The sequence below is a fragment of the Pseudoalteromonas phenolica genome (genome assembly GCF_005886345.1).
GTDB lineage: Bacteria > Pseudomonadota > Gammaproteobacteria > Enterobacterales > Alteromonadaceae > Pseudoalteromonas > Pseudoalteromonas phenolica_A.
This window is the reverse complement of record NZ_PNEC01000046.1, coordinates 47018-67164: the sequence shown is the minus strand read 5'-3', so window position 1 is coordinate 67164 and position 20147 is coordinate 47018. Positions and strand designations below refer to the sequence as shown.

15 protein-coding genes are annotated in these 20147 nt (G+C 39.7%); 5 read left to right on the top strand and 10 right to left on the bottom strand.

The genetic code is table 11. The features are described 5' to 3' along the window. Nucleotides 1-132 precede the first annotated feature (132 nt). Together CWB72_RS15680 and CWB72_RS15675 are read right to left on the bottom strand one after the other, a co-directional pair. The gene (locus CWB72_RS15680) at nt 133-3270 is read right to left on the bottom strand and encodes an efflux RND transporter permease subunit (protein WP_138633298.1); all 3138 of its coding nucleotides are present in this window, start codon (nt 3268-3270) and stop codon (nt 133-135) included. After that, on the bottom strand, nt 3267-4346 hold the full coding sequence (locus tag CWB72_RS15675) for an efflux RND transporter periplasmic adaptor subunit (protein ID WP_171037334.1): 1080 nt from the start codon (nt 4344-4346) through the stop codon (nt 3267-3269). The genes CWB72_RS15680 and CWB72_RS15675 overlap by 4 nt, the downstream gene beginning before the upstream one ends. 180 nt (nt 4347-4526) lie before the next feature. Between CWB72_RS15675 and CWB72_RS15670 the strand changes: the two genes are divergently transcribed. Continuing rightward, a complete protein-coding gene (locus tag CWB72_RS15670; protein WP_130256887.1) occupies nt 4527-4910 on the top strand; it encodes an MmcQ/YjbR family DNA-binding protein in 384 nt (127 codons plus the stop codon). A 63-nt stretch (nt 4911-4973) separates the two neighbouring features. Here the strand turns inward: CWB72_RS15670 and CWB72_RS15665 are convergent, their stop codons facing one another. Beyond that, a complete protein-coding gene (locus tag CWB72_RS15665; protein WP_138633292.1) occupies nt 4974-6899 on the bottom strand; it encodes an alpha/beta hydrolase family protein in 1926 nt (641 codons plus the stop codon). A 141-nt stretch (nt 6900-7040) separates the two neighbouring features. Here CWB72_RS15665 and CWB72_RS15660 point away from each other — a divergent pair, with 141 nt between their 5' ends. Together CWB72_RS15660 and CWB72_RS15655 are read left to right on the top strand one after the other, a co-directional pair. Further along, on the top strand, nt 7041-8510 hold the full coding sequence (locus tag CWB72_RS15660; protein ID WP_171037333.1) for a winged helix-turn-helix domain-containing protein: 1470 nt from the start codon (nt 7041-7043) through the stop codon (nt 8508-8510). A gap of 94 nt (nt 8511-8604) precedes the next feature. After that, nucleotides 8605-9726 (top strand): DUF4405 domain-containing protein, encoded by a 1122-nt coding sequence (locus CWB72_RS15655; protein ID WP_138633286.1) that lies wholly within the window; start codon nt 8605-8607, stop codon nt 9724-9726. A gap of 130 nt (nt 9727-9856) precedes the next feature. On the opposite strand, the gene CWB72_RS15650 is transcribed toward CWB72_RS15655, so the two are convergent. The 3 genes from CWB72_RS15650 to CWB72_RS15640 all read right to left on the bottom strand — a co-directional run bounded on the left by CWB72_RS15650 (nt 9857) and on the right by CWB72_RS15640 (nt 13137). Next, nucleotides 9857-11773 (bottom strand): alpha/beta hydrolase family protein, encoded by a 1917-nt coding sequence (locus tag CWB72_RS15650; protein ID WP_171037332.1) that lies wholly within the window; start codon nt 11771-11773, stop codon nt 9857-9859. Between the two features lie 223 nt (nt 11774-11996). After that, entirely contained in the window at nt 11997-12644 is a 648-nt protein-coding gene (locus tag CWB72_RS15645) for a hypothetical protein (RefSeq protein WP_138633280.1), read from the bottom strand. Nucleotides 12645-12648: 4 nt separating this feature from the next. Then, complete coding sequence (locus tag CWB72_RS15640) at nt 12649-13137, bottom strand: RNA polymerase sigma factor (RefSeq protein ID WP_138633277.1); 489 nt, start codon at nt 13135-13137, stop codon at nt 12649-12651. 286 nt (nt 13138-13423) lie between these two features. Between CWB72_RS15640 and CWB72_RS15635 the strand changes: the two genes are divergently transcribed. After that, nucleotides 13424-14536, top strand: coding sequence for a serine hydrolase domain-containing protein (locus CWB72_RS15635; RefSeq protein WP_138633275.1), 1113 nt, complete (start codon nt 13424-13426; stop codon nt 14534-14536). Between the two features lie 39 nt (nt 14537-14575). Here the strand turns inward: CWB72_RS15635 and CWB72_RS15630 are convergent, their stop codons facing one another. After that, nucleotides 14576-15076, bottom strand: a complete 501-nt coding sequence (locus tag CWB72_RS15630; RefSeq protein ID WP_138633272.1) for a CIA30 family protein — start codon at nt 15074-15076, stop codon at nt 14576-14578. Nucleotides 15077-15288: 212 nt separating this feature from the next. Here CWB72_RS15630 and CWB72_RS15625 point away from each other — a divergent pair, with 212 nt between their 5' ends. Continuing rightward, on the top strand, nt 15289-16374 hold the full coding sequence (locus CWB72_RS15625; RefSeq protein ID WP_138633269.1) for an MBL fold metallo-hydrolase: 1086 nt from the start codon (nt 15289-15291) through the stop codon (nt 16372-16374). A 32-nt stretch (nt 16375-16406) separates the two neighbouring features. Here the strand turns inward: CWB72_RS15625 and CWB72_RS15620 are convergent, their stop codons facing one another. From CWB72_RS15620 to CWB72_RS15610, 3 genes are all read right to left on the bottom strand, one after another. Continuing rightward, nucleotides 16407-17099 (bottom strand): diguanylate cyclase domain-containing protein, encoded by a 693-nt coding sequence (locus CWB72_RS15620; RefSeq protein WP_138633265.1) that lies wholly within the window; start codon nt 17097-17099, stop codon nt 16407-16409. A 210-nt stretch (nt 17100-17309) separates the two neighbouring features. Further along, on the bottom strand, nt 17310-18956 hold the full coding sequence (locus CWB72_RS15615; RefSeq protein WP_138633263.1) for an alkaline phosphatase: 1647 nt from the start codon (nt 18954-18956) through the stop codon (nt 17310-17312). A 19-nt stretch (nt 18957-18975) separates the two neighbouring features. Further along, the gene (locus CWB72_RS15610; protein WP_138633260.1) at nt 18976-20031 is read right to left on the bottom strand and encodes an alkaline phosphatase D family protein; all 1056 of its coding nucleotides are present in this window, start codon (nt 20029-20031) and stop codon (nt 18976-18978) included. Between the last annotated feature and the right edge of the window lie 116 nt (nt 20032-20147).

Genomic DNA, 20147 nt, shown 5'->3' with positions numbered 1-20147 from the left:
AAAACACTATCATATCGGCTTAACACAAAAACGGCAGGACAAAGTTGTAAAGAATTGTCATAACTAAAGAAACAAAAACGCCTGTGTCTTTGTTACACAGGCGTTTTCTTAACTTCTCAGTTATGTTTTTTATTATTGATCTTCGCGCTTGTTATCAAGAATGGCCACCAAAAATGCCGGTAAGAAGCTAATGCTAAGTAAGGTCGACACAAAAATACCACTTAATACTATGATACCCACACCACGATATAGCTCAGTACCTTCACCCGGGATCAAAACCAAAGGCGCTAAGCCAAAGATAGTGGTCGACGTAGACATTAAAATAGGCTTAATGCGCTTTTCGACTGCTTTTCTTACTGCATCAACCACAGGTAGGCCATTATCGACAATAAAACGACGCGTTTGGTCAACAATTAAAATCGGGTTGTTCACCACTGTTCCAAGCAAGATTAAAAAGCCTAACATGGTGATCATATCAAACGGTTGATGGAAGGTTTGCATACCTAAACTCGCAAGCCCTGAGTTTAAGCCATTCACCATCACAAGACCCAGTAAACCACCCGCCATACCTAGCGGCACAGTCGCTAAAATGAATAACGGATAGCGCCAATGGGTGAAAATAGCCACTAAGAGTAAATAGCTCAGCACCAATGCGATCATAAAGTTGCCCGATAAAGATGCTTTGGTTGCTTCGAGTTGATCAGCTGCACCGCTAATACTCACTTTAATGCCTTGAGCTATTTTTCCTTGCTGCCAAAGTGTTGGTAGTAGCTCGGTGCGCACTTTCTCTTCTGCTACTTCTAATGCCACATCCCTAGGCGGAATTATATAAACCGTCACCGTTCGGTTACCATCAACACGCCTTACTGAGTTACTGTTTTTGCTTTCAACTAAGTCAGCCAATGCATTCAACGGTAAAACTTCATCTTGTGGCGTCACAATAGGCATACTTTCAAGCTGCTCTAGCGTTTGTTTAGCACCTGCGCCACTGAATAAGAAAATATCCACTTTGTCGTCGTTTAAAATAAACTCATCAACAAACGCCCCATCACTCATTGCTGCTACGGCATAACCGAAATCTCGGCTACTGATCCCCAGTTCAGCCAAACGATGCCAACGAGGCTGTATTTCTATTAAAGGTTGATCAAGGGTTAACGAGCCCGGGTTAGAATTGATTTGTGGGTTATCAAATACTTGATTTGCTTCCTCATAAACAGCTTCTGCTGCGCGATACAAGTCTTCAATGTCATTACCTGCAATGTCTACCGCAACTGCACGCGTACCACCATCATTACTAGAAATAATCGAACCGCGCGCCGAGAACGCCCGCATGCCTTCATAGCTTCTAAACTTAGTAGTGATGGCATCCATCATCTTATTGATATGAGCAGGATCGACTGGCGCACTTAAAAACCAAATACGACCAATTGATACCGACATCGAATAATAAGCAAGTGGTGGCATATCTGTCTCGCCATTTGCAAAAGCAGCACCATCCGCTTTTACATAATCAGCAAAATAGGTTCTTAGTTCACTGCCAATGCGTTCCATTTCAGATAAGTTGTAATTAGGCGGGGCAATCATCATAGAGAAGGCTTTTGGCTCTTCCCCTTCAGGTAGGTATTCGGCTGCTGGCATCAGGGTATATGCAGCACCTAAAATCACCACAATAAATGACGCAGAGGCGATACGCGCTCGCTGTTTTGATTGAGTAAAGAATTTCGCACATTTCAGCCAAACTTGAACATAAGCCTTGCTTTGCTTCGCGCTTTCGCTAGCTACCTCTTGCTTATCTAAACGCGCCAAGGCGACAGGGACCACAAAAATGGCCACCAGCATAGATGCGATAATTGCGCCACAAATCGCAATGGCAATATCTGAATACAACTGCCCAGCTTCTTGTTGTACAAACAAGATTGGCGCAAATACCAGTACGGTTGTCGCAGTAGAAGCCAGTACAGCTGGCCAAACTTCTTTCACACCGCTAATGGCGGCTTGGCGCTTGCCTTTACCTTGTTTTTTGGCTTGAAATATCGATTCAAGCACTACGATGGTGTTATCAACAGTCATACCAATCGCAAAGGCCACACCTGCTAAAGAAATCACATTAATGGTGCGACCAAAACTCATTAAGGCTAAAAACGCGGCGATGGTACAGATAGGAATACCCAACACGCCGATTAAAGTAGCGCGTCCTGAACGCAAGAAGAAATACATGACTAAAGTTGCCAGCAAGCCACCGAGAATAAGGTTAAACCATACGTTCCCAAGGGAGCTTCGGACATACTGCACGTCATCACTCATGAGCGTCAGGCTCAAACCGTTTTGTTTAAGTAACTGCTGATTTAATTCTTCAACAATCGGCAACATGTCGTCTTTAATCGCCAAAACATTGGAACCACTTTCTCGGCGTACCGACAGACTCAATGTACGCTCACCCACATTGTAAGACAGACTGCGAGTTTCAAAGTGATCTAAAGTCACTGTTGCAACATCTTTAAGATAAATATTAGTATTGTTATGACTGCGAATTATCAAGTTTTCAAGTTCGGTCAACTGCTCAAAACGCCCGACAACACGCAATAAGTATCGGCTGGTACCACTTTCAATATCACCTGCCGATGCATCTCGATTACGATTTCTAATCGCATTTCGTAATTCACTAAGACTAATTCCACGATGCGCAAGTTGCTCTGCATCAACCTTTATTTGAATTTGTCTTTGCGCACCACCGCCCACTCTCACTTCAGATACACCTGACACGCTTTCCATTCGCGGCCGAATAAAGTCTTCTGCAAAATCTCTTAATAAATCAACATCCAGATTAAGCGGGTTCCCTGGCAGTGGTTTAAGTACAAAATACATAAACGCATTGCCCGAGAAAGAACTCGAAAATAATCTTGGCTGATCGACATTTTCGGGGTAATTGGGCACCTGACTTAAAGCATTATTTACCCGAATAAGCGCATCATTGGCATCAACCCCAAACGGAAATTCCAATTCAATTTCAGCACTGCCCATTCGCGCATAAGACACCATACGTTTTAAATTTGGTAAGCTTCTTAGATAGCGCTCTTGTTCAATTAAGATTTCTTTTTCAACATCTTGAGGGGTGGCGCCCGCCCAGCCTGTTTGCACAGTGATAGTACGTACTTCTAAATCAGGGATCATCTGCACGGGAATATTTAACGCGCCAACCAGCCCCAGAATACAACTGATTAATACAACTACGGTGACAAGCACACCGCGTTTGACTGCACCTTCAATCATAGGGCGTTACCTGCAACGCTTTTGACAGATACTTTTGCGCCGCTTTGCAATAACTCAACGCCGGCTTTGATGTATTGCTGCGAGGCTGATGCCCCTTTTACTGCCACTCGTTCAGCTTGCTGCTGCGTAACCTCAACAAATACGCGCTCTGCTGTATTGTTATTCACTGCAAAAATGCTATAGCCACCATCAGGGTGACGCTTTAACGCAGATTTAGGTAACCAAACCTGCGTATTTTCAATGGCTGGTAATTGAATGGTCACTTGTGCTGAGCTGCCCACCACAAAAGTATTATGCTTTGGTAATGACACAAATACCTTGAATGTCCGATTTACAGTATCGACTGATGCAACTACGCGCTCAACCTGACTATTTATGATACCTTCTGCTTTGTTTTGACTTTGGATCTTTGCATAAATCGGGATCGCTTGTGATAAATGAGAATAATACTTCTGAGGAACAGCGAGCTCTACACGCAACTTATCACTTGAGATGAGATTAAATACATGGTTTTGAGTACCTATCCACTCCCCTACATCAACCATACGATCTGTCACCACGCCTGCAAATGGCGCTTTAATATGGTGACGATTTAAAAGCTCTTGCTGAAGTGCGAGCTTCGCCTTAGCATTTTTTAATTCTGCATCAGCTTTAGTAATATTTGCTTTGCGCTCTGCCAATAAAGTTTGTGCGACTAATTGACGCTTTGACAGTGCTGTTAATTCTTGATGTAAACGCTGCGCTTCTTGTAATGCCACCTGAGCTATATTCAGCTCTGAACTGGCTTGTTCAAATTGCAACTGCACTAAGGTATCGTCTAAAGAAAGTAACAGCTGACCTTGTGTGACCACATCACCCGCTTCAGCTAGAATATTAGCCACAACACCAGATTGCTGACTCGCTAATTGTGCATTATGTACTGCACTGATCGATCCCGTTAATGTTAACCCAGCATCAACTGCTCGCTCGGGATAAACCACATCTACTTCAATAGACTCAGCTTTTACTGAGTCGCTATAAAAACCGACTGCCACTATGGTTACAAACCAAAGCACCGACAACTGCACAAAACGCATAGTAAACCTCAAATGATAATTATTAGCAGTAATGTAATTCATTCTTATACAATACTCAGCTATTTTGCGATAAGACTCTGATAATTAAGTTAAGCTATTAACTTACAACCAGTTATGTCAAATTAATGTCTAAACGAACTGAGTTTTGATTTAATATTATTAAAGGGTTAACACTAGACGATGGATCACCTGCAAGCACATGAATATTTGATCTCCAAGCCCGAGACTACTGTTAGCCAACCTTTTGGTGAGGGAGTCGATGTTTATAAAGTGAAAGGAAAAATGTTCGCCACATTGGCGCTAGGAAAGATGGGCAAAGGCGCTGAAGAAAATCCACATTGGTGGATGAATCTTAAGTGTGCCCCCGATGAAGCTCATATATTAAGGGATATTTTCGATGCCGTGATCCCCGGCTATCACATGAATAAACGACTTTGGAACACCATCATACTCGACGGCTCTATTCCACAAGGCGAAATAGAGCGCATGATAGATAACTCATTTATGTTAGTGGTCGAGAAAATGCCAAAGAAAGCACAAACGTCAATTTTACTGAAGCTTTAAAACAATAATAAAAACCAGTATTACACCCAAAGCAATACTGGTTTTTCTTCAAAATATTTAGGGTTACATTAGGTGTTTATTAAAGAAAGCCAGCATTTCTTGTAACGTTCTTATTCTGTATGGCTGATACACCAAGTGGTGACTTCCATCTTCAAGCTCAATATATTTCACGTCTTTATTTGCATCTTCAAGTTCTTCGGCCATCTCACGACTGTGTCTTACAGAAACAACACTGTCCTCCGAACCATGAATCAATAAAACGGGTTTAGTAAACTTTTCAGCAAAATTAATTGGAGAAACCTGCTCTAACTGGTCTCTGTCAGTGCCTATTTGCTTACGAACAATGTCTTTATTCGTGAAGTTTCTAGCTTGGTAATAGATGTAGTTTAGATCGGCTACCCCAGCAAAACTTGCTGCACACTGAAAGGTATCAGGATGTTTCACCAAGGCCATTAATGAGGCATACCCCCCGTAACTGCCACCAGCAATACACATTTTATCTTTTTCGGTATAGCCTTGTTCAACTAGCCAGTTTGCAGCGTCTTGCAGATCATCTTGCATTGCTTCACCCCAACCGCCTATTGCAGCATTTTCAAAGCTAAAACCATAACCCGATGAACCTCTAAAATTAGGCTGAAAAACTAGATAACCGTGATGTGAAAAAAACTCAGACCAATAGTCAAAACCCGCATAATCTCTCGCCATTGGACCACCATGAGGTAATACAATCGCAGGGTAGGTTTTGCCTTTCTCATAATCGGCTGGAAAAGTTAAATAGCCTTCAATGTTTGTTTTATCTCGTGCGGTATATTCAACATTATTCTTACCATTATAAAGCTCACCTTCAATTAAAGGGTACTTTGAAATGATATATTCAACTGAGCTTTTATTACGGTCACCTAATAAATACGCACCTGGGTGATCATTTGAAGAGGTGTAAAGAATATAAACTTGCCCAGTCACATCTGTATCTATTATGACATTTGTTGAGTCTGGAATGGCTTTGTTAATAGAACGCTGAAGTTTTTCTAGGTCTTCGTCCCAGTACTTAATTACATCATCAAAACCTGAATGTGAAAAACCAACGACCTCATTAGTTACTTCTGAATAAACTAAAGAGCCATCAACATCGTAATTTTCATCATGGTAGACTAATTCGCGTGTTAGCTTTGGATCCGTCACATCCATTTTAAATAACGCATCTTTATCTTTATAAATGGCTTTGAAATATAAGATATTTGGGTTTTTATCAAATCCTAACAAAGTAACTTTATCGGCAGAGAATACTTCATACTCAAATAGTTTATTCCACTTATTAGTATTTAAATCTTTCAAACTATAGGTAACAAGCGTATCGTCAATTTGGCGCATAATACGCACTTTACCTTGCCTATCAGCAATCCAACCATCGATATTCTTTTTCGGGCGCTCAATACGTTTTCGCTTACCCGTTTGTACATTAACTTTAAATACACTGGGTTTGTTTGGGGTGTCTAAATCAATTGATAATAAAACGTGCTCCGGATCGTTAGGTAACATACTGATGACATTATCTTGAAATTGCGAGTTATGCGACCTGCGGCCTATGCGAATAACATTTTTTGTCTCATCATCAGTTCTTAAGTCAAACTTTAGTAATCTCGATACATTGTAACGGATGCCCCTTTCAGAAACAGTAGAGGAAACTCCCATCAATAACACATCATTATTAAGCCAATCGAACCAATTCAGAGTGACTGATAAGTTATCGGTTTTGGAAATAAAACGCTTTTTGCCCGTTATTAAGTCAAAAACCACTAAAAACAGTGTGCCCTTGCCATTTTGCACAAAAGCCACTTTATTACCATCTGGCGATAGGTTCATTTGAGACGCATTTGCTAAACTGGCATGCGCTTCGATTGGTAATGTGCTTTTAAGTGAGGATTGCGCCGAGGCTGAAGCCCCAAAGAGTGTTATTATAAAAGTAAGAAATAAAGCATGCTTAAGCATAATCATCCCTAATCATTGTTATTATTAATTGAATTCATCAAAAATATTAACCCAGTGTTGTACCTATCTCAATAATGTACTTGATTAACTTCGCGGTCCTTTTACTGTATCTTTGCTAAAAAAGTAAAATCGGACAACGCATTGCAGTATCAAACTTTAGATTATTATATTAATCCTCACGCTTTAACGCTGCGAAGCATAGGTGGCGAAGCGGTTGCTATTCGTCCGAAGACTTGCCAATTATTGATATTGCTTCTAGAAAATGCAGGAAAACCTGTTAGTAAACAGCACATTCTTGATACTGTGTGGGCTGACTCTGTTGTCGCCGAGCAAGTTGTATTTCAATCGATCAATGAACTAAGACAGATATTTATCAATGAAGAAGTTATAAAAACCATACCCAAGCAAGGATATGTGTGGTTACCCAGTGTCACTAAACTTTCTACCCCTGACCCAAAATATAAGTCCAACCGACACACTATTAAAGTGATTATCTGCTTCGCAGTAATCACCTTTGCATTTATGCTGCATTACTCTACTTTTAAACAGCCTGAGCAATCTAAACCAAATAAAGTGGCTGGCTCTGTCGTCATACTGCCAACACAAAATCAAATTGAAGGAAACGACCACAGCTGGGTTCGTTTAGGGTTAATGGACCAAGTCATACAGCGTTTACCCAACAATCAAGCGCATGGCGTATTACAGACCGACTATGTGCTGGAAGTATTAGAGCGAGCAGGCGCGCCCTTGAGCAATGTTCAACCTGAGCATATTAGACAAATATTTACCGTCTCTGGCGCTGAATTGATTGTCTCATCAAAACTTTCAGGCTCACCGCATGATTATCAGCTGAGTTATGCGCTGCATTATAAGAATACGCAACAAAAAGGCGTACTATTTGGTCGTAACATTCAAGATGTAATCGATAAATTTAGTGATAAAGTGGCAAAACAATTAGGCGAAGAAAACTCTCTTCAAGCCAGTAACTACCATGCTGATTTTAACGATGAAATGCTGGGAGTAGCCATTGACCTAACATTAGAAGACAACCACCTAGCAGCAAAGCCTCTGCTAGAAAGTATTATTGCGCATGATCCTGAAAACCTGACTGCACAGCGACTTTTAATCAACACACTCTTTGATTTAAAAGATTACCCTGCAGTAAACAAACACCTCATGCAGGCTATTCCACTCGCTCAAAAGCTCAATGACAAAAATGAATTAAGCCGCTTACATTATCTCAATGCCATTCACGCCATTATTGAAGGTGATGACGAACTAGCTAAACCAAGAGTTGAGCAAGCTTTGCAAGTAGCCCAAAGCAATCATGATTGGCTATTTATGGCCTACTCGAAAGATTTGTTGGCACGAATTGCTCAGCACCAAGGTGAATATGAACTAGCTAAAACGTATTACCTCGAAGCAAAAAAACATCACCAAGTTTTGCGCTGCCCGGTTGGTGAAAGCAGTGTTTGGGCAAGCCTTGCTTTACTTGCCAAAAAGCAAAACAAACTCGATGAGTTCAACACTGCATTAAACAAAGCCAAGCAGATAGCTAAGAGTCGAGCGCTTACAAATCAACTCAAATATTTAAACACTCTAAATTATTAACAATAAAATCAATAACCTTAGATAATTTTAGAAAGCTTTAGTGGCTTTTATTACCTCATGTAAGCGACAAAGAGGTAATTCAAAAGGAGTCACTATGTCATTTTTTAATGCCCGAGTATTTATCGGCACCCTACTATTTTTAGCCTTCATTGTAATGCTGGTTACCTCTGTACTGTTATACAGTCAGCAACATGATGCTGTGATTGCGCTTATTCATACTTTAATCGGCGCGGCAATGATTTTGGTCGTCGTATGGCACTTATTTAAAAATTCAAAACCCCTATTCGCTTATTTAAATCCGCTAAAGAAGCATATGGGCAAAATCAGTTTGGCCATGCCACTGGCCGTTTTATTGGTAGGTTATTTGTTGGCGTCGCCATTTTTCGCGCTACCCCCTGCAATGCAAGTTTACACTTGGGGCCAAACCCTAAAAACCGCAGATAAAGCTGGCCAAGATAAAGAACTAAAATATGTCGAACGTGTAATTACCCCAGCAGAAGCCAGCGGACAAACGATCACCTTAGAGTTGAAAAAAGGCCCTTACTTTATGTGGCCACAATATGCGTTTTGGTTAGAAACTTTAGACGGTAAGTTTGTTCAACCGCTTTATGTCACAGAGAAAATCGCCACTAATAATTTCACCAATAAAGTCTCTAAAGTAAATCCTGACCAAGTATTCAATGAACATTTACTTATCGGCGAGAATGCAATTGGTAGAGAGGCATTAACCGGTGGTGAAGATGCAAAATCAAAAGATACTCGCATGCGCCCTGAATCATTACCCGTATTTTTACATCAACTTGGTGTGCAAGCCAGTAATGGCTTCTACCTACCAACCGATAATAAACTGGTTGTCGACGGCTTTAGTGGTGCAACTATGACAGATAATTTCATTTACTCAATTCAGCTACCGACCTCTCTTACTGGCCAATACAGTATCCGTTTTGAGATAAACCATTCATTCGATTACAACACTTACTACAGTAGTGACCGATTCCCTGACGATCCTGTGTATTCAGGCGACGGATATACTGCGCAACCCTCGCTTATTTATCAAGCCATCGTCGATTTTGACCAACCGAGTAAACTACAGCAAATGCAGCTTATCGGCCACGGTCACCATTCTGGTAAAGATGGCGATGTTCGAGCTGATCTCAGTAACTTTACCACTGCACTAGAGTTAGTTGATAGGATCTTAGTCTCTCATTCTCTATAACAAAAAAGCGCAGCCAACTGGCTGCGCGTTTTAAAGATCAATAATTAGTTTTATCTTTAAGTCCTTTCATGCAATAAACAATGAGTTAATTTAATACGTTTGAAAACCTCAATGAAATACTAAAGCCTCTCTACATCAAATGCTTATCAAAGAAAACCAACATTTCTTCAAGTGTTTGAATACGATATTTTTGATAGGCAAGGTGATGGCCTCCTCCCTCGAAATTAATAAACTTAACATCTTTATTTTCTGATTTCATTGCAGCCGCCATACGTAAACTATGCTCAAAGGGCACTACAGTGTCTTTAGTGCCATGCAGCAACAATAATGGTTTAGTGATTTTTTTGGCAAAATTTACTGGGGAGGTATTTTTGAGCTTTTCTAAATCTCTACCAATATATTCACGTTCAAATTTAGTATTTGTGTACCTAAAAGCTCTTGCATACAAAAACTCTAGATCTGAGACGCCAGCAAAACTAACTGCACATTGAAAAGTATTTGGATACTTTACTAGAGCCATCAAAGAAGCGTACCCACCATAACTTGCTCCAGCAATACACATTTTATTTTTTATGGCGTAGCCCTCAGAAACTAACCATTGAGCGCCGTCTTCAAGGTCATCTTGCATGACGCCCCCCCAGTCTCCAATCGCTTTACTCTCAAATTCATGGCCATATCCTGATGACCCTCTGAAGTTAGGCTGAAATACTAAATAACCATGATGTGCAAAAAACTCAGACCAATAATCAAAGCCTGCATAATCTCTGCTCATTGGTCCTCCGTGAGGAATAATGATAGCTGGGTGCCTTGCACCTTTTTTATAGTTCTTAGGAAAAGTAATATAAGCTTCTATTTCAGTTTTATCTTGAGCTAAATATTTTACCTTTGTTTTACCTATGTAGTTTTTTGACCCAATTAAAGGATAACGGTTGGCAAAGTATTCAACACTATTTTTCTTCTTATCTCCGATTAAATACCCGCCGGGGAAATCTTTCGCTTCAGAGTAAATGATGTAGCGGTTTTCTTCTCTGTCGGTATCAATTATATAATTAAGACTATTAGTTAATACTTGGTTTAAAGCAACTTGATGCTGAATATATTGAGTGTCCCAATATTGAATTCCGTTCTCTATTTGTGAATGGGAAAACCCAATTACTTTTCCTGTTTTTTGCGAATAGTGAAGCTGACCGTCTACATCATATTTCGCATCATGAAATACAAGCTCTCTTGTTAATGTAGGGTCTGTCAAATCGACTTTAAATATTGACTTTTTATCTTTATGTACAGCTTTAAAAAAGAGCGTATTTGGATCGGAGTCAAATCCTAAGATTTCTACATTATTTGCACTAAAAGCTTCATACTCAAATAACGCGTTCCAATCTTCTGAATCCAGAGATTTAAATTCAATATAAACCTTAGTATCTCTAACCTTAGTGCGAGTTCTCACTCTACCTTGCCTGTCAACTCCCCAACTAGAAACCAATTCAATATTTTTTTGAACCCGTTTATGTTGTCCAGTATTCACATTCAATTTATACACATTTGGAACATTTTTTCTGGCAAGGTCAATTAACAATAAAATATGTTCTGGATCATCGGGAAGCATGCTCAAAACCCGATCTTCAAATTGAGGCTGATTCTCAAACCCCCTAGCTCTTATGACACTTTCTACACCCTTTCCTTTTTTAAAGTCATACTTTAAAAGGTGTGTTGAAACATAATTGTTATTTTCACCAAAAACTGAACGCGTACCTATTATTAGTAAGTCATCATTAACCCAATCAAACCAATTAATTCTCACTTTGAAATTATCGGTTTTTACGATTAGTTTCACGGTATTTGCGTCTATATCAAGCACACTAAGAAGTAAATCGCCCTTGCTATTTTGAAGATAAGCTAAGCGCTTACCATCGGGGGAAATATTTAAATGGCTGTAAGAGGGGAGACTTGCAAACGCCTCAATTGGCAATTTATCTTCAGTGCGTTCTGCATGAACATCAAAAGCACAAAACCATGACAACAGGCATAAAAAGCGAAAATAGAGCATCATAATCCTTAATTTTTCTGTACATGTTAATAAATTAACAGAATAAACACTAATGCTCTTAATTAAGCGAACTATTTTTGAGAAAAGAAACGCAGCTTGATAGCACCATTCATATGTCCTGCTATCGTTAAATGAGTATTGTTAGAAGCGGGTATAAATTCACAATACCCTATAACATTAGCTGAAAGCGCAGCAAAGTTGCCACGCTATTTATACTTGGCCATTATCTGCCTGATTTTAAAGCACGCATATCTGTAATTAGCTCATCAAGCTTTTTAAACTGCCTACCATAAATGATATCTAAGTCTAAACGATATAAGGCTTCTGAGTATCTCACTATCAGCAAAAACAGTAATGTGATAACCACCCAGATATAACCCGGAATAGCTAAAAACACGTACTCAGTCGGGTAATACTTTAAAAGCACAACCATCACCTTAGTACCTGCATCACTCACTAGCCCTTGGGTCACCATTCCGATATAAAACAACGGATAAAAAAATCGGTAGTAGTTTGAGTAGGTATCTATTGAGGCTTTAAGCCAAGCATCAAAGCTTTCTAAATATTCTAGACTACTCTGCCCTTTAGATAAGTTATGTGATTTGGTGAGTTCTTTTTTCGCAATGATCACAAGCGGTGCTAGCAATACACTGATATACAAGCCTAGCCAAGGTGCACCGATTAAACTCATCACCAGCAGCATGATTAAAGCACCAATCACAATGGCTTTAATATTAACTGCAAACATATTTTGCAGTTTATCTACTATATTTTGCGACTTCCTATTATATAAGTCGTTCACTTTTGGTGCTGATAGCTCACCCTCACTCACAAAACCTTGTTTCCACATTGCTTCAATAGACTTACTCATGTGTTCACTCCTGCGCTTTTATAAACTTGTTTAATCTTTCTTTAATACGCGTAATGCGTACGCCAATACTGTTTGTGTTAGCACCAATAATTTCGCCAATTTCAGCGTAAGATTTCTCTTCTAAATAAAGCAGGATCACTGCTCTATCTATCTCTGACAAATGCTTAATGGCGTTATAAAGTAGGTTAATATCATCAGAACCAAATGCCTTGGCGTCGTCATGCACTTCATCAGGTAATGCATCAGATACAAACTGTTGCTCACCTCTTTTACGCTGTTTTAAATGGGTCAAACAAACATTTAAAGCAACCTTATAAATCCATGTTGACCATTTAGACTCCGCATTAAAATTGTCTCTACTTCGCCAAATTTGTAGGCACACCTCCTGGTAGTAATCTTCAAAATCTTCTTGGCTATGCGTGTATGCCCGACAAATTTTGATGATGATCACCGCATAAGGCAGTATTGATTGCTGATAAAAATCGCTTCCCATTCACCTCGTTCCATTTTATATTTTTTCTAATTAGTAGATAGCAGATGGTATTTATTACAGGTGCTATAAAATATTTGTTAATTACACACCTGAGTATTCAAGTGGTTAACCTTAACAAGAACAACTCGATACGGAGTTCGCTCTGCTCAAAAATAGCTGCTTATTAATTAAAATCATTTAGGCTATTGCATAAATATTTACAGAGAGCCACTCGTCATATGGCTCTTTAGTGTTCTGATCAAACAAAGTAGAATCGATAGCCAATTTGCAAGGAGCATAATTTTCAATGAAAACAATCACCTTAAGCGCTTTATTCTTGTTACTCCTGCTAGGCTGTGCGAGACAAACCGATAATCTGCAAGAATCGCTTACTTTACAAATGCAAAGTAATGCTGAGACACACGGCTTATTGGCACAAGCAGTATTAGTTAAGCACAATAATAATCTGCTGTTTGCTCACGCTATGGGTGATACGGATATATCTCGCACTAATCCAGTGACTAAAGACAGCATTTTTCCTATTTTCTCAGTCAGTAAACTGTTCGCTAGCACCTTGCTATTTCAGCTTGTAGAGCAAAACAAAATCGATTTAGACACCCCAATTGGCGAGTATCTTGAGCACTTACCGAAAGTTTGGCAACCTATACCTGTAGCCCATTTTTTAAACCACAGTACTGGCTTACCTGAGTATTTTGACTATGATGACAAGCAAGTCTTTGCGCCAGAAAGCATTGATACTGCGATTCAATCTCTAAGCAATACGCCATTGCAATTTAAGCCGAATAGCGCCATTCGATATAACCAAACTAATTATTTAGTCATTAAGTTACTACTAGAGAAGATCACTAAACAGCCTTATTCAACACTAGTTCAAACACGAATTTTAACGCCATTGGAAATGCATAATACATTTATCAAAGGAATGAATACGACGTTTCAATCTGTGACAGCTTATTTACCAAATAGCGGTGATGCGTTGCAGGTAAATCCATATACATTTCCTGTCTATGCAAATACACATTCTGACGCTTATTCAAATATTCACGACCTTAGTGTTTTTCTTTCGGCATTAATCAATGGCGAGCTGGTTGAAAAATCAGTGCTTGAAAGCCTTTGGCAACCTTCACAGTTAAGAGATGGTTCAAGAAATTATTTCGCCTCAAGTTGGGAATATGAAGAAGTTGGTAATTGGCAATCGGTTGGTCATGATGGCGGAGGTGTACTCAGAGTAAAATTGCTCTTCAAAGAAAACATGACTGACAGCATCATTATTATATATTTAACCAATGGTAACTTGGACGGCGTTTGGAGCCGCACTCTTATCAACACAATAGAAAACAAGGCACTTCCAGACCGTTACTCTAGATTTGCCTCATGGGTAGATGGATTGTTTCATTAAAAAAGGCCTATTCAAATAAACCAAATCTATAAATGAAATTTAAATTTTTCCTAGCGGTGTGATCGCCTGCACCTCAAGGGAAAACTCGCCTGCTTGCTTTTCACTGATCATAAAACCAAGAGATCTGACATCATCGAAATTGAGTTGATAATCAGCATAAAAAGAGCGACCACGATACATGAGCGTAAAGTCATCTTCTGTGACAACGAGTGTTTGTGTTTTATTTGCTGAAGTTTGAAATTTATAAACAAAGGCTGGCCCGTCAAGATATTGGTCAACTCTTAGCCTAAGCTGGTACTGCTTTCCATCGCCTTTTACAACAACACTTAACTGTTCAGCGTTCTTATTTTCTAAATTAAATGGCGTACGAACAGAAGCAAAACCGCCATTATTGCGCAAAGACACATCGCCTTTAAATTCTACAGAGTGTGCACCAACAACTAAACGACTTTCAGAAAGGCCACCCATGACGGTGTCATTAACCACAAACCAATCAAGTAAAGTCAGTTTAGTTTCTGCCAATACTGAAGACGACGCCATTAAAATTACCCCAAACAACACAGGTTTAAAACACATAACAATTCGCACTTTATTAAATATAACTTTCAGTACGACCTAAGTAAGCATTCAGATTGCATTTACATATCAAACACACAGACTCCCCCTAACCCGTTATGTTTGCTTACATTAAAACCATAGAGTGTTTTGTTAAACCTGTTAAAATCTCGCAAAAATGATAATAAGGAAATCTAATGAAGAAGTTAGCATTACTTTTCTCTTTAGCGACATTAACTGGCTGCTCTGTTAGCAATCAGGTTGAAACCCTCATTCCAGAAAACGCGGTAGTCAAAAATAAAACCACTGAAGGATATACCGATCGTTATAAAAATATTTACGATGACTTTAAGGATTATCCGGTCACTTGTAGTGAAGACTGTTACCCACCTAGCCCTATCATTAAGTGCAAATCTGACATGCAAAGCTGCCAATTTACAGGTAAAAACCCAGCTGTAAATTTGAAGTCAGGGTTTAATGTGCAGTGGCTTGGCCATGCCAGCTTTAAAATCACCACAGAGAATGGTCAGCAGTTCTTATTCGACCCTGTTTCAGATGATTTTGATTGGCCGGTTAACTGGGCGTTCCATATAGTAGCAGGAGTCGATAGAACACCAACTATTGAACTTGAAGAAGGTGATATTTCAAAAACCGATGCCATTATGTATTCACATATACACTATGATCATTTTAAAAAAGATGACTTAGCGCGCATTGGTAAAAATAGTGAGTTTTTAACACCATTAGGCTTTGCTGATCACTTTCCAGATGACGGCTATAAAATCACTGAAATGGCTTGGTATTCGAGTAAAAAAGTGGGTAATAGCACCATTCACTTTGTGCCTGCCAATCACTTCAGTAGCCGGATCTTAGTGCCTTTTATTCATGAAGATAATGACGCAACTTTGTGGGGCGGCTGGGTGATTGAGCAACAAGGCAAAAAGCTATTCTTCGCTGGTGATACAGGCTACTCTCCACACTTTAAAGATATTGCCGCTAAATATGGCCAGATGGATGTATGCCTGATCCCTATCGCCTCCTACCACAGCGAGCAACACCCAAAATGGTATCGAAAAGTGCATACCACACCTGAAGACGCCTTAGTTGCTGCAAAAGACATGAATTGTAAAGTGATGATCCCTTGGGGCTATGGCAATGCATCGTGGCAGATGGGCGATAAAACCTCCCACTCCGCCTTGTTTAGGTTGTTACATATGTATGAGCAGATAAACGCTGACACACCTATAATAGTGTTGAATGAGGGTGAATCAGTTAAGTTATAGCTATTTACTTTGACCCTCATTTCAATTGAGGGTCACATACTTAAGTTATCCTCAAGCCTTTCTAGTAAATCTTCTTCTGTTATCGTGTCTGAGATAGAATAGCTTGCACTGGTTATTTTTAATTCTCTGATACATTGGTGCCTTGCACTAACATGTATTTCTTTTAAACGCTGAGCCAACGTGTGCGCGTTCATAAAGTTAAGGTTCGGTGCATGAATAATAAACTGGCCAATTTGCAAAGAAATAATCAACTGCTCGTCTGTTAATTCCTTGCTTAACAGGTACAATACTTCGATCAAAACTTGCTCAGTAGTGACTGAGCCATATTTTTTTCGGACCTCTTCAATACCCAACACTGAAACCAAGATAAAGGAGTGTTGCGGTGTTTGCTCTTTATTTACTTGCTCTAGTAACCTTTGTAATGCACGACGATTCGCAATATGTGTTATTGGACAAGTCAGAACCAACTCTTCAAGTAAGTGACTAAGAAAGCGAACATCGAGCCATCTCCTAAAGCTAAAATAGCCAAAGGTGATGCTTACAATAAATAAACTCGGTAATAGTTCATCTAACTCAATGTATTCATATTTCCTAGAAAAGTGATATATCGCTTCTGACAAATCAAACTGAATTGAGATCATAAAGCTAGAAACTGCCACAATCGCAATAATAATTATATCTATACGTGTTCTCAATCGAATATGCTTTTTTGCTTCCTTAAGCACAATGGTGGACTCTCGTTATAATTGTTGAGAACACAATAACATACCTTTAAGAGGAACATTAAAACAATATATTTCAATGAGATATAGGTATATTCCAAAAAGGAATATACCTCAAAAATAATTCAATGGTTATGAACCAAACTCATATTAAGATAACGGTATAACACTAATTTTAAAGAAAAAGTATATTTAAACTGATATCCGCTTACGCTAATTACTTGCATTTTTTTCAATACTTTGAATCAGTATTTTCTGCATTTTTTTACCCAACTCTACATGTGTATGCAGACCATTGAATTGTTTGGCTTGGGCTTCAGGCCCTAAAACAAAAACACCCACAGGGGTATGCGTGTGTGTGCCCGTTGACCAGACGATATTTTGCTTACTCGACAGTGCTCTGCCTATTAAATTAAGCGGACGCTCAGACAAATACACATAAAACGGCGCAAAGTCATTTATTTTAGTGGCTGTTTTCAAACCCAGAGACTTATGACCCCGTTGGTAAAATGCATTCTTTTGCTCAGCTAAAATTTGCATAGCGTCATCTTCGTTAATTTCAAACTCGCTATACTTATTCACTGTTTTTACGAGCTTCTTTGGTGTGGGTTTAAACGCATTGCCTTTAGCTTCATACCAAATATCGCCATAACTTTTTTGTTGAGCATATAACTTATCTAAGATACTCAATTCGCCGAAATTAAAGTTTGGCTTATAAACATCCTGTTGATGATTACTTAGCTGCTCAGCTTTTGGTAAGTCTGCACCGCTATAGCTAAAACCAAAACCGCCGGTTTCGTGATCAGCGGTGACAATCACTATTGTATCGTCTCTGCCTTTTGCCCACTCCAATACAGCATTGACGGCATTATCGAATTTGATCATTTCATGCAATAACGTGCCTGCATCATTGTTATGTCCAGCCCAATCAATCTGTCCCCCTTCAACCATTAAGAAAAACCCTTTGTCATTTTTCGACAAGGTATTGATAGCAGTTTGTGTCATATCACTCAGACTAGGTTGATTGCTTACTCGACCATAAGAGGTATCAACGCCATTAGCCATCGCACTATTGGCAAATAACCCCAGTAACTTTGTGCCTTGCACTTGCTGTAATTGCGACTTATTAAAAGCAAGTCCATAGCCATTACGACTGGCCTCAGTTAGTAAGTTCTTATCGTCTCGACGTTTTGATTTAAGCGAAAGTGTACTGGCTTTTAACTTGACTTCAAAACCCTTGGGGTTATCTGGCAAGGCATAATTTTTTGGCACAAAATGACGCAAGCCACCCGATAACATGACATCGACAACCCCAGATTGGATCATCTGCTCGGCAATCTCATTTTCCATTGAACGATGAATAAGGTGCGACGCGAATGCCGCAGGTGTTGCATGGGTTAGACGGGTGTCTGATACTAGTCCCGTCGATTTCCCCAGCCCTTTGGCTTTTTCTAAAATCGTCGGCACTTTATATCCTGCCCGATTTAGCCCTATCATTTCACTGCCCGCGGCAATTCCAGTTGCCAACTGGGTTGCTGAGCAAGCAGAATCGACCACCAGCTTATCTGCTGGCCCATGCAGTGACAGCCCAGTGACGCCCAAGTTTGCTAACTTAGCAATGGCACTATTATCACCTCGGTAAATAGAGCTCGGTGCGCGAGTCGCATACTCTTCTAACAGACCCACTTGTTGCGGACCCATACCGTCACCAATCATCAAGATAATATTTTTTATTTTTGGCGGATTATTTACATTTAGCTGGTCTGTATTTTCAGAGGTTTTAAGTAACGAGCATGCTGATAAACTTGAGATAAATATAAGGGCACTGCTCAATGCCCAAACTGGTTTTCTAACTAACATATCACCGTTTTCCTTGGTGTTATTTAAACTGTAACGCCGACAACGGCATGCTTTGTTTGTGAGTCACATCGCCGTTGATATCTTTAAGGCCAAACTCAATATTTGGATCTGCTTGCTGCCAATCAATTTCAATAAAGCCATAATTCACATCAGACGTTGACTCACCCACTCTGTGCTTATTGGGGCTCACATCTTTCCATTTTTGTGTAAGTCCAGAACTAGTCACTTCCCATAACGGGTAATTTTGCTTTACTTGATACTTTGACAGCTCTCCCCAGTGGGTGTCGCCACTGATCATGATCACACCACCGATTTTGTGCTTTTCAATAAAATCGAATAGTCGCTGTCTGTCTGCCGGAAAGTTCGCCCAACTTTCCCAACCTGTAAAGTCAGGAATAAGTTGCAAACTAGAGGATATCACTTTTATTTTTGCAGGCTTTAGCAGCTCTTGCTCAAGCCATTGCCACTGAGCCTCGCCCAGCATAGAAATACTTTCATCAACAGGACGGTACGGCCCGACATTGTTAAAGAAACTATTTAACCAATAACGAAATTCGCCAATCGAACTGAGCGCAGGACGATTCCAGCGTAAGTCTGGCATGATCACCTGCACACGCTGTGCTTCTTCACCATACATATACGATGTATAAATACCTGAGTCTCTGGTTCGGCGCGGGCTGTCTTTGGGCTCTTGCCAAAAATCTAGCATAATTTTTCGAGATGCTTCTTTAAACGGGTACTCTTTACCCGCATCGTTTTCGCCGTAGTCATGATCATCCCACATGGCTATCACAGGCGTATTTGCGCGTAGCTGGGCAAAACCAGGTTTAATGCCCAACTTATGGTACTTAGATTTAAGCACCGTCATGTTTTCGGTGTCACCGTAAACGTTGTCACCAAGAAACACGAATAGGTCAGCTTGCTCTTTGTTGATCGCATCAAAAATCGGAATGTCTTTATCTTGGTGGCTGCAAGAGCCAAATAGAATTTTATCGACTTGATCTGCAGCGTGAACTTGAGTGACTAATCCACCTATTGATATAAGGCTTGCTGTTAAAAATGTTCTCAGTTTCATTGAGTTACTCGCATGATTTAAAGCAAAAAGAGCCTTTATCGCATTCAAAATGAAATAAGGCTCTGTGTTGTTAACTAATTTTTGTTATTAAAAAATGGAGTAGCACGTCCTGTACT

Excerpts from the sequence above, each read along its gene's own strand:
- CWB72_RS15680 (WP_138633298.1), bottom strand. The coding sequence starts at position 3,270 with ATGATTGAAGGTGCAGTCAAACGCGGTGTGCTTGTCACCGTAGTTGTA.
- CWB72_RS15675 (WP_171037334.1), bottom strand. The coding sequence starts at position 4,346 with ATGCGTTTTGTGCAGTTGTCGGTGCTTTGGTTTGTAACCATAGTGGCA.
- CWB72_RS15670 (WP_130256887.1), top strand. The coding sequence starts at position 4,527 with ATGGATCACCTGCAAGCACATGAATATTTGATCTCCAAGCCCGAGACT.
- CWB72_RS15665 (WP_138633292.1), bottom strand. The coding sequence starts at position 6,899 with ATGCTTAAGCATGCTTTATTTCTTACTTTTATAATAACACTCTTTGGG.
- CWB72_RS15655 (WP_138633286.1), top strand. The coding sequence starts at position 8,605 with ATGTCATTTTTTAATGCCCGAGTATTTATCGGCACCCTACTATTTTTA.
- CWB72_RS15650 (WP_171037332.1), bottom strand. The coding sequence starts at position 11,773 with ATGCTCTATTTTCGCTTTTTATGCCTGTTGTCATGGTTTTGTGCTTTT.
- CWB72_RS15645 (WP_138633280.1), bottom strand. The coding sequence starts at position 12,644 with ATGAGTAAGTCTATTGAAGCAATGTGGAAACAAGGTTTTGTGAGTGAG.
- CWB72_RS15640 (WP_138633277.1), bottom strand. The coding sequence starts at position 13,137 with ATGGGAAGCGATTTTTATCAGCAATCAATACTGCCTTATGCGGTGATC.
- CWB72_RS15635 (WP_138633275.1), top strand. The coding sequence starts at position 13,424 with ATGAAAACAATCACCTTAAGCGCTTTATTCTTGTTACTCCTGCTAGGC.
- CWB72_RS15630 (WP_138633272.1), bottom strand. The coding sequence starts at position 15,076 with ATGGCGTCGTCTTCAGTATTGGCAGAAACTAAACTGACTTTACTTGAT.
- CWB72_RS15625 (WP_138633269.1), top strand. The coding sequence starts at position 15,289 with ATGAAGAAGTTAGCATTACTTTTCTCTTTAGCGACATTAACTGGCTGC.
- CWB72_RS15615 (WP_138633263.1), bottom strand. The coding sequence starts at position 18,956 with ATGTTAGTTAGAAAACCAGTTTGGGCATTGAGCAGTGCCCTTATATTT.
- CWB72_RS15610 (WP_138633260.1), bottom strand. The coding sequence starts at position 20,031 with ATGAAACTGAGAACATTTTTAACAGCAAGCCTTATATCAATAGGTGGA.